6 protein-coding genes and 3 pseudogenes are annotated in these 12,907 nt (G+C 61.2%); 5 read left to right on the forward strand and 4 right to left on the reverse strand.

The window, feature by feature from the left end; all coding sequences use genetic code 11:
* Positions 1–106 precede the first annotated feature (106 nt).
* Positions 107–4,060, forward strand: a complete 3,954-nt coding sequence (gene putA / locus CKW30_RS12970; RefSeq protein ID WP_095181001.1) for a trifunctional transcriptional regulator/proline dehydrogenase/L-glutamate gamma-semialdehyde dehydrogenase — start codon at positions 107–109, stop codon at positions 4,058–4,060.
* A gap of 312 nt (positions 4,061–4,372) precedes the next feature.
* Positions 4,373–6,175 carry an acyl-CoA dehydrogenase gene (locus tag CKW30_RS12975; protein WP_095181002.1) on the forward strand — a complete coding sequence of 601 codons (1,803 nt, stop codon included), beginning with the start codon at positions 4,373–4,375 and terminating at the stop codon, positions 6,173–6,175.
* A gap of 201 nt (positions 6,176–6,376) precedes the next feature.
* Here CKW30_RS12975 and CKW30_RS27860 read toward each other — a convergent pair whose 3' ends face one another.
* The 4 genes and pseudogenes from CKW30_RS27860 to CKW30_RS12990 form a co-directional block, all read right to left on the reverse strand.
* Positions 6,377–7,222, reverse strand: a complete 846-nt coding sequence (locus tag CKW30_RS27860; RefSeq protein WP_371857551.1) for a methyl-accepting chemotaxis protein — start codon at positions 7,220–7,222, stop codon at positions 6,377–6,379.
* A gap of 21 nt (positions 7,223–7,243) precedes the next feature.
* A pseudogene (locus CKW30_RS27865) lies at positions 7,244–8,314 on the reverse strand (cache domain-containing protein); the annotation flags it as partial.
* Positions 8,315–8,413: 99 nt separating this feature from the next.
* A complete protein-coding gene (locus CKW30_RS12985; protein WP_039756738.1) occupies positions 8,414–8,716 on the reverse strand; it encodes a cell division protein ZapA in 303 nt (100 codons plus the stop codon).
* On the reverse strand, positions 8,713–8,943 hold the full coding sequence (locus tag CKW30_RS12990) for a hypothetical protein (protein WP_016772015.1): 231 nt from the start codon (positions 8,941–8,943) through the stop codon (positions 8,713–8,715). The genes CKW30_RS12985 and CKW30_RS12990 overlap by 4 nt, the downstream gene beginning before the upstream one ends.
* A gap of 343 nt (positions 8,944–9,286) precedes the next feature.
* On the opposite strand from CKW30_RS12990, the pseudogene CKW30_RS27870 reads away from it, so the two are divergent.
* The 3 genes and pseudogenes from CKW30_RS27870 to CKW30_RS13005 all read left to right on the forward strand — a co-directional run.
* Positions 9,287–9,943 (forward strand): annotated as a pseudogene (locus CKW30_RS27870) (MCP four helix bundle domain-containing protein); the annotation flags it as partial.
* A 303-nt stretch (positions 9,944–10,246) separates the two neighbouring features.
* Positions 10,247–10,846: pseudogene (locus CKW30_RS27875) on the forward strand (methyl-accepting chemotaxis protein); the annotation flags it as partial.
* A 315-nt stretch (positions 10,847–11,161) separates the two neighbouring features.
* On the forward strand, positions 11,162–12,904 hold the full coding sequence (locus tag CKW30_RS13005; protein WP_041477603.1) for a potassium/proton antiporter: 1,743 nt from the start codon (positions 11,162–11,164) through the stop codon (positions 12,902–12,904).
* Positions 12,905–12,907 lie beyond the last annotated feature (3 nt).

The following is a 12,907-nucleotide window of genomic DNA, read 5'->3' on the forward strand; positions in this document are numbered from 1 at the left end:
TATTCCGGCAAAAAAAGGGTTGCACCCGGTTGCACCTCATTCAGCGCACGGCTAATCTTGCGGCCAGCTGATGCCACGCAACTGTGGCAACCATGAGGATAAAAATATGGCTACCACCACCCTTGGGGTCAAACTCGATGACCCGACCCGCGAGCGCCTGAAGGCTGCCGCAACCTCGATTGATCGCACGCCGCACTGGCTGATCAAGCAGGCAATTTTCAATTACCTGGAAAAACTCGAGGGTGGTGCAACCCTGACCGAGTTGAACGGTTTGACCGCCAAAGACGCCGATGACGCAGGCGAAGTGCAGACCGATCACGCTCACCAATGCTTCCTCGAATTCGCTGAAAGCATCCTCCCGCAATCGGTACTGCGCGCTTCGATCACCGCTGCTTACCGCCGTCCTGAGCCGGAAGTGGTGCCAATGCTGATCGAGCAGGCGCGCCTGCCGGCCCCGATGGCCGAAGCCACCAACAAGCTCGCGGCGACCATCGCAGAAAAACTGCGCAACCAGAAGAGTGCCGGTGGTCGTGCCGGTATTGTTCAGGGCCTGCTGCAGGAATTCTCCCTGTCGTCCCAGGAAGGCGTGGCGCTGATGTGCCTGGCCGAAGCGCTGCTGCGCATCCCGGACAAAGGCACCCGCGATGCGCTGATCCGCGACAAGATCAGCACCGGCAACTGGCATCCGCACCTGGGCAACAGCCCTTCGCTGTTCGTCAATGCCGCCACCTGGGGCTTGCTGCTGACTGGCAAACTGGTCTCCACCCATAACGAAGCCGGCCTGACTTCGTCGCTGAGCCGCATCATCGGCAAGAGCGGCGAGCCGATGATCCGCAAGGGCGTCGACATGGCCATGCGCCTGATGGGCGAGCAGTTCGTTACCGGCGAAACCATCGCCGAAGCGCTGGCCAATGCGAGCAAGTTCGAAGCCAAAGGCTTCCGCTATTCCTACGACATGCTCGGTGAAGCGGCACTCACCGAAGTCGACGCACAGAAATACCTGGCCTCGTACGAACAGGCGATCCACTCGATCGGCAAAGCGTCCCACGGTCGTGGAATTTATGAAGGCCCGGGCATCTCCATCAAGCTCTCGGCGCTGCACCCGCGCTACAGCCGTGCGCAGTACGAGCGGGTGATGGACGAGCTGTACCCGCGCCTGCTGTCGCTGACCCTGCTGGCCAAGCAATACGACATCGGCCTGAACATCGACGCCGAAGAAGCCGACCGCCTCGAGCTGTCGCTGGATCTGCTCGAACGTCTGTGCTTCGAGCCGCAACTGACCGGCTGGAACGGCATCGGTTTCGTCATCCAGGCTTACCAGAAGCGTTGCCCGTACGTGATCGACTACGTGATCGATCTGGCCCGCCGCAGCCGTCATCGCCTGATGATCCGTCTGGTAAAAGGCGCGTACTGGGACAGCGAAATCAAGCGCGCCCAGGTCGAAGGTCTGGAAGGCTATCCGGTCTACACCCGCAAGGTTTACACCGACGTTTCCTACATTGCGTGCGCACGCAAACTGCTGTCGGTACCGGAAGTCATCTACCCGCAATTCGCTACGCACAACGCCCACACCCTGTCGGCGATCTACCACATCGCCGGTCAGAACTATTACCCGGGCCAGTACGAGTTCCAGTGCCTGCACGGCATGGGTGAACCGCTCTACGAACAAGTTGTAGGCAAGGTTTCCGAGGGCAAGCTGAACCGTCCGTGCCGTGTGTACGCACCGGTCGGCACCCACGAAACCCTGCTGGCGTACCTCGTGCGTCGTCTGCTGGAAAACGGCGCCAACACCTCGTTCGTCAACCGTATCGCCGACCAGTCGATTTCGATCCAGGAACTGGTGGCCGATCCGGTGGCACAGATCGAGCAGATGGCCACCGTGGAAGGCGGTTTCGGCCTGCCGCACCCGCGCATTCCGCTGCCGCGTGACCTGTACGGTGCCGAGCGCGCCAACTCGAGCGGCATCGACATGGCCAACGAACATCGTCTGGCCTCGCTGTCCTGCGCCCTGCTCGCCACCGCGCACAACGACTGGAAAGCCGCGCCGATGCTCGGTTGCGCCTCCAGCAACGAAACGCCGGTCGCCGTGCTGAACCCGTCCGATCACCGCGATGTGGTCGGTCATGTTCAAGAAGCTACGGTCGAAGACGTCGACAACGCCATTCAATGCGCACTGAACGCCGCGCCGATCTGGCAGGCCACCCCGCCGGCCGAACGTGCGGCGATTCTGGAGCGCGCCGCTGACTTGATGGAAGGCGAGATCCAGCCGCTGATGGGCCTGCTGGCTCGCGAAGCCGGCAAGACTTTCGCCAACGCCATCGCCGAAGTGCGCGAAGCCGTCGACTTCCTGCGTTATTACGCAGTGCAGGCGCGCAACGATTTCAGCAACGACGCTCACCGCCCACTCGGTCCGGTGGTGTGCATCAGCCCGTGGAACTTCCCGCTGGCAATCTTCAGCGGCCAGGTCGCTGCGGCATTGGCTGCCGGTAACCCGGTACTGGCCAAACCGGCTGAGCAGACTCCGCTGGTCGCCGCTCAAGCCGTGCGCCTGATGCTCGAAGCCGGCATTCCGGAAGGCGTGCTGCAACTGCTGCCGGGTCGCGGTGAAACTGTCGGCGCCGGTCTGGTTGGTGACGAGCGTGTCAAAGGCGTGATGTTCACCGGTTCCACCGAAGTCGCGCGCTTGCTGCAACGCAACATCGCTGGCCGTCTCGACAGCCAGGGCCGTCCGATTCCGCTGATCGCCGAAACCGGTGGCCAGAACGCGATGATCGTCGATTCCTCGGCACTGACTGAACAAGTCGTGATCGACGTGGTGTCGTCGGCCTTCGACAGCGCCGGCCAGCGTTGCTCGGCACTGCGCGTGCTGTGCCTGCAGGAAGATTCCGCCGATCGCGTCATCGAAATGCTCAAAGGTGCCATGGCCGAAAGCCGTCTCGGCAACCCCGAGCGTCTGTCCGTGGACATCGGCCCGGTGATCGACGCCGAAGCCAAGGCGGGCATCGACAAGCACATCCAGGGCATGCGCGATAAAGGTCGCAATGTTTACCAGGTGGCGATTGCCGACAGCGAAGAGATCAAGCGCGGCACCTTCGTCATGCCGACCCTGATCGAGCTGGAAAGCTTCGACGAACTGCAACGCGAAATCTTCGGCCCGGTACTGCACGTGGTGCGCTACAAGCGCAAAGAGCTGGATCAACTGATCGGCCAGATCAACGCCTCCGGTTACGGCCTGACGCTGGGCGTGCACACGCGCATCGACGAGACCATCGCCAAGGTGATCGACAACGTCAACGCCGGTAACGTCTACGTCAACCGCAACATCGTCGGTGCCGTGGTCGGCGTGCAGCCATTCGGCGGCGAAGGCCTGTCGGGTACTGGCCCGAAAGCCGGCGGCCCGCTGTATCTGTACCGTTTGCTGTCGACGCGTCCTAGCGACGCCATCGAGCAATCCTTCGCTCGCGGTGACGCCATCGTCGCCCCGGACGTGCGTTTGCGCGATGCCATGAGCCAATCGTTGAACGCTCTGAAAGCCTGGGCCGACAACAACAAGTTCGCCGATCTGAGCACCCTGTGCGTGCAATACGCAGCGCAATCGCAGAGCGGCATCACCCGCGTGCTGGCTGGCCCGACCGGCGAGAAAAACAGCTACGCGATCCTGCCGCGCGAACACGTGCTGTGCCTGGCAGAAGTTGAAGGTGATCTGCTGACGCAACTGGCGGCGGTGCTGGCGGTTGGCGGTTCGGCAGTGTGGCCGGAAACCGAGCTGACCAAGACGCTATTCGCCCGTCTGCCGAAGGAAGTCCAGGCGCGGATCAAACGCGTTGCCGACTGGAACAAGGACGAAGTGGTGTTCGATGCCGTGCTGCATCACGGCCACTCCGACCAGTTGCGCGGCGTCTGCCAGCAGATCGCCCAGCGTGGCGGCGCGATCGTTGGCGTTCAGGGACTGTCCCAAGGCGAGACCAACATTGCCCTGGAGCGCCTGGTGATCGAGCGTGCATTGAGCGTGAACACCGCTGCGGCGGGGGGTAACGCCAGCTTGATGACGATCGGTTAAACCGCTGTAAATCCAGGCGACCGCAATGGTCGCCTGGTACGCAATACTCTGTGGGAGCGAGCCTGCTCGCGAAGACGGCGTTTCAGTCGACATCAATGTTGCCTGACCCACCGCTTTCGCGAGCAGGCTCGCTTCCACAGAAGATCAAAAGATCGCAGCCTTCGGCAGCTCCTACAGGGAAACGCATTCCAAATATAGGAGCTGCCGAAGGCTGCGATCTTTTGCTTCTGCATCACTCTCATCAATCATCCTATCCAGCCTCTATTCCACCGACTTAGACTCGGCCCAACCCCAATTTCCAGGTAGGCCGCCATGTCCGAGACGCTGCTCAGTTCCCGCAATCTGGCTTTCGAGCTGTACGAAGTCCTTGATGCCGAGGGCCTGACCCGGCGTGAGCGCTTTGCCGAGCACAACCGCGAAACCTTCGACGCCGCCATCGGCACCGCGCGCAACATCGCCGAGAAGTATTTCGCACCGCACAACCGCAAAAGCGATGAAAACGAGCCGCGCTATGAAGACGGCCAGGCCATTCTGATTCCCGAAGTGAAACCGGCGGTGGATGCCTTTCTCGAGGCCGGCTTTCTCAACGCCGCACGCAGTTTCGACGCCGGCGGCATGCAATTGCCGACCCTGCTGTCGCAAGCCTGCTTCGCGCACTTTCAGTCCGCCAACGCAGCTTCGACGTCCTACCCGTTCCTGACCATGGGCGCGGCCAATCTGATCGAGAGCTTTGGCAGCGAAGAGCAGAAACAGCGCTTCCTGCAACCGATGATCGACGGACGTTTTTTCGGCACCATGGCCCTGACCGAGCCCCATGCCGGTTCATCGTTGTCGGATATTCGTACACGCGCCGAGCCTGCATCCGACGGCACCTATCGCCTCAAGGGCAACAAGATCTTCATTTCCGGCGGCGATCATCCGCTGTCGGAAAACATCGTGCACATGGTCCTGGCCAAGCTGCCGGACGCCCCGCCGGGGGTGAAAGGTATTTCGCTGTTTATCGTGCCGAAGTTTCTGGTCAACGACGACGGCAGCCTCGGCCAGCGCAACGACGTGCTGCTCGCCGGTTTGTTCCACAAGATGGGCTGGCGCGGCACCACATCGACGGCGCTGAACTTCGGCGATAACGGTGAGTGCGTCGGCTATCTGGTGGGCAAACCGCACCATGGTTTGAGCTACATGTTCCAGATGATGAACGAAGCGCGAATCGGCGTCGGCATGGGCGCGGTGATGCTCGGCTATGCCGGTTACCTGTATTCACTGGAATATGCGCGCGAGCGGCCGCAGGGTCGGGTGCCGGACAGCAAGGATCCGACCACGGCGCCGGTGGCGATCATTCAGCACGCGGACGTCAGACGCATGCTGCTGACGCAGAAATCCTACGTCGAAGGGGCATTTGACCTCGGCCTGTATGCCGCGCGGTTGTTCGATGACACCACCACGCTGGAAACCGAAGCCGAACGCAAACAGGCTCATGAACTGTTGGACTTGCTGACACCGATCGTCAAATCCTGGCCTTCGGAGTTTTGCCTGAAGGCCAACGAACTGGCGATCCAGATTCTTGGCGGCCACGGCTACACCCGTGAGTACCCGGTGGAGCAGTACTATCGCGACAACCGCTTGAATCCGATCCACGAAGGCACCCACGGCATCCAGTCGCTGGATTTGCTCGGGCGCAAACTGGCGCAGAACGGTGGCGCCGGTCTCAAGCAGCTGATTCGATTGATCGCCAACACGGCCGAACGTGCCACTGAATACGATTCGTTGACCACCCTGCGCGAACCGCTGGAAAAACTCGTTGCCCGCCTGCAAACCGTGACCATCGGCCTGCTCACCGATCTGGCCCAAGGCAAGGTCAACAGCAGCCTGGCGAACTCGGCGCTGTACCTGAAAGTGTTCGGCCACGCAGTGATCGGCTGGCGCTGGCTGGAGCAGGCGATCCGCGCCGAGGAAGGCCTGGCCAAAGGAAATGCGGCGGATGTCGACTTCTATAAGGGCAAGTTGCAGGCGGCGCGGTATTTCCTGACATGGGAAGTGCCGGGTTGCCAGCATGAGCTGGACTTGCTGGAGGCGCGGGATGATACGTGTCTGGGGATGCGGGATGCGTGGTTCTGAAACGCTACCCTCACCCCAGCCCTCTCCCGGAGGGAGAGGGGGCCGAATGGGGAATATTCAAGAAGTACGCCGACCTGAAAGGGCCTTGCCGGATCCATAATCGACTGGTGTTTTCAGGTCGACGTATAGCGATAGACGCCTCGGTCAGTCCCCTCTCCCTCCGGGAGAGGGCTAGGGTGAGGGGCTTTTCAGGTCTGATACTCAACTCAGTTTGAACCCACCCATCTGCCGCGCCAGATCATCCGCCAGCCGCTGCAACATCTGACAATCCTCACGACACGCACGAACCTCCCCCGCCGTCGCCCGCGCCAGATCGGAAATCCCCTGCACGTTGCGGTTGATCTCTTCGGTCACCGCCGACTGCTCTTCGGTTGCCGTCGCCACCTGATGGTTCATATCGCTGATGCGCTCGACCTGACCGGTGATCGCCGTCAGCGACGCGCCGGTACGCTGGCTCGATTCGACCCCGGTGCCGGTCGCGGCCTGGCCGGTGCGCATCGATGACACGGCGTTCTCCGCGCCTTGCTTGAGGCTGCCGATCATCAGTTGAATTTCGTCGGTCGAGGCCTGGGTTCGGCGCGCGAGGGTGCGCACTTCATCGGCGACCACCGCGAAGCCACGGCCCATATCGCCGGCGCGGGCAGCTTCGATGGCGGCGTTGAGTGCGAGCAGATTGGTCTGTTCGGAAACGCCACGAATCACCGCCAGCACCGAATCGATCGACGCCACTTGCTGCGCAAGCTCACCCACTGCGCCCGCCGCTAAGCCGATCTCATCGGACATGCTTTCGATATGACGGATCGAGCCACCGACCACTTCCCGTGCCTGCAACGCCTCATCGCGCGCGGTTTGCGAGGCAAGCGCGGCGTTGCCAGCGTTCTGCGCGATTTCCTGCACGGTCAGGCCCATTTCGTGGACGGCGGTGGCTACCATGTCGGTCATTTCCTGCTGCCGGCCGGAACGCTCGGCGGTGTTGTCCACCACCGTAGCCACTTGCCCTACGGCTGTGCGCAGGCGCTCGCTGGTGGTCAGCACTTCACCGATCATTGCGCGCTGGCTGTCGAGGAAACGGTTGAAGCCGCGCGCGAGGTCACCCAGCTCATCGGCACGGCTGGAATCTAACCGGTGGGTCAAATCTCCACCACCGCTACCGATGGCCACCAGCGCCCGTGTTACTTGTCGAATCGGTCGCACCAGCCCCTGCGCCAGCCACACCACCAACGCCAGGCAGACCAGCGCCACCACCAGACCGATGCCGCCGCTCATCCACATCGCTTTCCGTGCTTCGGCGTAGATCTGCGACTGCGGCACTTCGGCCACCAGCGTCCAGCCGAGATCGCGCAGGGGCAGGCTGAAGGCGAGGAAGTCTTCACCGTCGCGCTGGAAGCTGCTGTTCACTGCGGATTTGTGCCCCATCAGCGCTTGCGCCGCGTTGGCGCCGATCTGCTCGGTCAAGGTGCGTTTGCCGCTGAACTGCGCTTCAGGATGGACCTGAATCAAACCATCGGAACGCACGAGATAGACCTTGCCGCGCTCGCCGAAACTGAAGTTGTGAATCAGCTCAGACAGCTCTTTCATGCTCAGCCCCAACCCGGCGACACCGACGACTTTGCCGGCCTGCTCGACCTTCAGATCGATGAACAGGGCCAGCTCGCCAGTGGCGCCGTCGTTGTCGATATTGAGGGTGCGCGGCTGATTGCTGTCGAGAAAGGAATAGAACCAGGCGTCGGCCGGTTTCGCGCGACTGAGGGTGCGATCGAGGCCTTTTTCGGTGATGTAATGATTGGATTCGGTGCCGATGATCAACGCGGTAAAGGCTTTGTGTTCAGCGCGGATGCCTTCCAGATATTGCGCGAAAAGCGCGGTTTTGCGGCTGTCTTCGCCGGATGCCAGCCAGTCACGCACCATGGTGTTGCTGGCGATGTCCTTGGCGGCGGTGAGTGGCTGGACGAGGATGCGTTCGATATCGTTGCGCGTCGCTTCAATGCTCGACGGCAGCGCCTGTTCGACCAGATAGCTCTGGGCGAGGCGGTTGACCACCAGGGTATAAATGCCAACCACAATCACGATGCTGATCAGCAGGGCCGCGCCCATGCCGAGAATCAACTGCCACTGAATACTGCGTCGCCACCACTGCATGGAGCACCCCCAAGGAATAAGTGGCCGAAACACTGCAACGGCCGTGCCGATTGTATACAAACCAACCGACAATCTATTCCCTGGTTGTGCGCAACCCCATCAGCCCTGACTGATGGTCTTGGCAATCGTCTCGACCGTGGCGCTGACTTGCTCTTGATAACGCTCGAGTTCTTCTTTGTGCTGCTTCTTCATTTCGATCTGCTGCGAGCACAGATTCATCGCCGCCAGCACCAGCAAACGGTCGCCGATCAGCGTCGGGTATTTGCGCTTGGTGTCTTCCAGCGCTGCCTTGAGCATCATCGCCGCGTCCAGCAGGGTCTGTTCTTCCCCGGCCGGTGCCTTGATCGAATAGTCCTCGCCGAGAATGGAGATGACTTTTACCCCTGCTGTGCCGTGGTTCATGCGCTGACAGGACCGGCATTGACGCGATCAACCAGCGCCTGGATGCGCGCGGCGGTGGCGCCGTGTTTTTCTTCCTGCTCCATCAGGTTCAGTTGCAGGTTTTCGTTTTCATCCTTGGCCTGGGCCAGTTCCGTGGACAGGGTCTGGTTGGTCTGCAGCAGGGTCTGGTTCTGTTGCACCAGGTCGCTGACGAGCTGTTCCAATTGGCTGAGGGATGCTTCCAACATTTTGATCTTCCAAGCGTTTTTCAAAGGGCGCGTACGATAAAGAAAAGTCACCACGGATGCCAGGGTTAAACCGGCGCAAGGCCTTGATTTTCCTGGGTGGCGAAGCTTCTCGCGAGTTTAAAAGACTGTGATTGGTCGATCTGGTTCCTGCACTTCGTCGCTCAAGCCTGTCTGCGACAAATACGCACACCACCTCAAGACTTTAGTCGTATGACCGATAAGTCACCCATACAGCAGTCTCAGCCCGCATGGATGCGGCCCTTTTCGGTATCCGCCCATGTCCCTTCGCAATATGAACATCGCCCCACGGGCGTTCACCGGCTTCGCCCTGATCGGCGGCCTGATGTTGATCCTCGGCGTGTTTGCGCTGAACCAGATGAGCAAGATCCGCGCGGCCGGCGAAGACATCGCCACCGCCAGCGTGCCGTCGATCAAGGCTCTGGACGAATTCACCCAACTGACCCTGCGCCTGCGCGTGCTCTCCTATCGTTTGCTGATCAACCGCGAACCCGACGTGCAGCAGAAAACCATCGAACTGTTCGACCTGCGCAATCGCCAGATCGCCGATGCGCAACGCGCATACGAGCCACTGATCGAAGGCCCGCAGGAACGTGCGGCGTACGATCAGTACGTGCAATTGCTGGCGCAGTACCGTCAGCTCGAAGAGCGGATGAAAACCCTGTCGCGCAACAATCAGATCGACGAGTTGCGGCAGATGCTCAACAGCGATTTGCTGAGCAATTCGGAAGCGGTGAATACCGCGCTGGCGCGCTTGCTGGAGATCAACACCCAGCAGATCGCCGAAACCGACCAGGGCGCGAAGGATCAGTATTCGATGTCGTTCAATCTGGTGGTGACCTTGCTGGTGATCGCCAGCGGCCTGACCCTGCTGTTCGCCTGGTTGCTGACCGTGAGCATTACCAAGCCGATTTCCAAGGCACTGGAGGCGGCGGAAACCATCGCCGAAGGCAACCTGACCCAGCCGATCCATGTCGATGGCGAAGATGAAGCCGGGCGCTTGCTGGCGGCGATGGCGAAGATGCAATCGAAGCTGCGCGATACCCTGCAGCGCATCTCCGGTTCGGCCACACAGCTTGCGTCTGCCGCAGAAGAGCTGAACAGCGTCACCGATGAAAGTGCTCGCGGCTTGACCCAGCAGAACAACGAAATCGAGCAGGCGGCCACTGCCGTGAACGAGATGACCAGCGCCGTCGAAGAAGTCGCGCGCAACGCAGTCAGCACTTCGGAAGCCTCGAAAAACGCCACCACTTCGGCGGGCGACGGTCGTGATCTGGTTCAGGAAACCGTCAGCGCCATCGAACGCATGAGCGCCGATGTGCAGAGCACCGCTTCGCTGATCGGCGACCTGGCCAATGAATCCCGCGACATCGGCAAGGTGCTCGACGTGATCCGTGGCCTCGCCGACCAGACCAACCTGCTGGCATTGAACGCAGCGATCGAAGCGGCCCGTGCCGGTGAGGCCGGTCGTGGTTTTGCCGTGGTGGCGGACGAAGTGCGCGCCCTGGCCCATCGCACCCAGCAGTCGACCAGCGAAATCGAGCGCATGATCGGCAGCATCCAGAGCGGCACCGAGCATGCCGTGGATTCGATGCGCAACAGCACCGAGCGCGCCGAGTCGACGCTCAACATCGCCCGTGGCGCCGGGATGTCGCTGGACACGATCAACAGCGCCATCGTCGAAATCAACGAGCGCAACCTGGTCATCGCCAGCGCTGCCGAAGAGCAGGCGCAGGTGGCGCGGGAAGTCGATCGCAACCTGGTCAATATCCGCGATCTGTCGGTGCAGTCGGCGACCGGCGCCAATCAGACCAGCGCGGCGAGCAATGAGCTGTCGCGCCTGGCGCTGGATCTGAACAACATGGTTGGGCGGTTCAGCCTCTAAGATCAAAGGCTACCCCCCTCACCCCAGCCCTCTCCCCCAAGGGGGCGAGGGGGAAAGGGAGCAGATTGAGGGCCTTTCAGATTTTGAGTTCGGCTCGATATTGCAAGTCGGTGTAACCTTTACAAACACCTCGGTCAGTCCCCTCTCCCTCCGGGAGAGGGCTAGGGTGAGGGCCGCAATCCTCCGCCTGCCGCAAAACCTGATGCACCCTGAAAACCTTTTTGACAGCATCACATTTCAACAGGTTAGAATCGCTGGCACGCAGACTGCATGGTCAGTTTGTGCCCCCGTCTTTACGCTTCTGGAGTACTGCCTTTGAATGCGACGACCATCAACAGCCTGTTCTTGATCGGCGCGTTGCTGGTAGGCGCAAGCATTCTTGTCAGCTCTCTTTCTTCACGTCTCGGCATTCCGATTCTGGTCATCATTCTCGCGGTCGGCATGGCGGCCGGGGTCGATGGTGGCGGGATCATTTTCGATAACTACCCGACGGCCTATCTGGTCGGCAACCTCGCCCTGGCAGTGATCCTGCTCGACGGCGGCTTGCGTACGCGGGTGTCGAGTTTCCGCGTGGCGTTATGGCCGGCGCTGTCGCTGGCCACGGTCGGGGTGTTGATCACCACCGGGCTGACCGGCATGGCCGCTGCGTGGCTGTTCGACCTCAATCTGATTCAGGGCCTGCTGATCGGCGCCATCGTCGGTTCGACCGACGCCGCTGCGGTGTTCTCGCTGCTCGGCGGTAAAGGCCTCAACGAACGGGTCAGCGCCAGTCTGGAAATCGAATCCGGCAGCAACGACCCGATGGCGGTGTTTCTCACCGTCACCCTGATCGACATGCTCGCCAGCGGCGAAACCGGCCTGCACTGGAGCCTGCTGACCCACCTGATCCGCGAGTTCGGCATCGGTGGTGTGATCGGTCTGGGCGGTGGCTGGGTGATGCTGCAACTGGTCAATCGCATCAATCTCGCCGCCGGGCTCTATCCGATTCTGATCATCGCTGGCGGTCTGGTAGTGTTCGCGCTGACCAACGCCTTGCACGGCAGTGGTTTTCTCGCCGTGTACCTGTGCGGTCTGGTGATCGGCAACCGCCCGGTGCGTAGCCGCCACGGCATTCTGCACATGCTCGACGGCATGGCCTGGCTGGCGCAGATCGGCATGTTCCTGGTGCTGGGCCTGCTGGTCACGCCCCACGATCTGCTGCCGATCGCCCTGCCCGCCCTCGGTCTGGCGCTGTGGATGATCCTGTTCGCGCGGCCGCTGTCGGTGATGGTCGGCCTGCTGCCGTTCAAGGCTTTCCATGGTCGTGAAAAAGCCTTTATTTCCTGGGTCGGCCTGCGCGGCGCGGTGCCGATCATTCTCGCGGTGTTCCCGCTGATGGCCGGGCTGCCGCAAGCGCAGCTGTATTTCAACCTGGCCTTCTTCATCGTACTGGTGTCGCTGCTAGTGCAAGGCACGAGCCTGCCGTGGGTGGCCAAATTGCTCAAGGTGACCGTTCCGCCAGAACCCGCGCCGATATCCCGGGCGGCACTGGAAGTGCACGTCACCAGCGAGTGGGAACTGTTCGTTTACAAGCTCGGCGCCGAGAAATGGTGCATCGGTTCGCCCCTGCGTGAGCTGAAAATGCCCGAAGGCACACGCATCGCGGCACTGTTTCGTGGTCAGCAACTGCTCCATCCGTCGGGTAGTACGGTGCTGGAAGTCGATGATTTGCTGTGTGTTATTGGCCATGAACACAACTTGTCGGCCCTCGGCAAACTGTTCAGCCAGGCGCCGCAACGTGGCCTCGATCTGCGCTTCTTCGGCGACTTCGTACTCGAAGGAGACGCCCAGCTTAAAGCGGTTGCAGCGCTGTATGGCTTGCCGGCCGAAGGCATCGATCCGGACATGACCCTGGGCGCGTTCATTGCGCAAAAAGTCGGGGGTGCTCCCATCGTCGGTGACCAGGTGGAGTGGAACAACACCCACTGGACGGTTGCGGTCATGGACGGGAACAAGATCGGCAAAGTGGGCGTCAGATTCCCCGAAGGAAGTCGCCCGGGCCCCGGACTCTTCCTCTAAACT

The organism is Pseudomonas sp. Irchel 3F6 (assembly GCF_900187595.1).
Taxonomy (GTDB): Bacteria; Pseudomonadota; Gammaproteobacteria; order Pseudomonadales; family Pseudomonadaceae; genus Aquipseudomonas; species Aquipseudomonas siliginis.

Coding starts and splice junctions, on each gene's coding strand:
- CKW30_RS27860 (WP_371857551.1), bottom strand. CDS start 7,222: ATGATCGGTGAAGTGCTGACCACCAGCGAGCGCCTGCGCACAGCCGTA.
- CKW30_RS12985 (WP_039756738.1), bottom strand. CDS start 8,716: ATGAACCACGGCACAGCAGGGGTAAAAGTCATCTCCATTCTCGGCGAG.
- CKW30_RS12975 (WP_095181002.1), top strand. CDS start 4,373: ATGTCCGAGACGCTGCTCAGTTCCCGCAATCTGGCTTTCGAGCTGTAC.
- putA (WP_095181001.1), top strand. CDS start 107: ATGGCTACCACCACCCTTGGGGTCAAACTCGATGACCCGACCCGCGAG.
- CKW30_RS12990 (WP_016772015.1), bottom strand. CDS start 8,943: ATGTTGGAAGCATCCCTCAGCCAATTGGAACAGCTCGTCAGCGACCTG.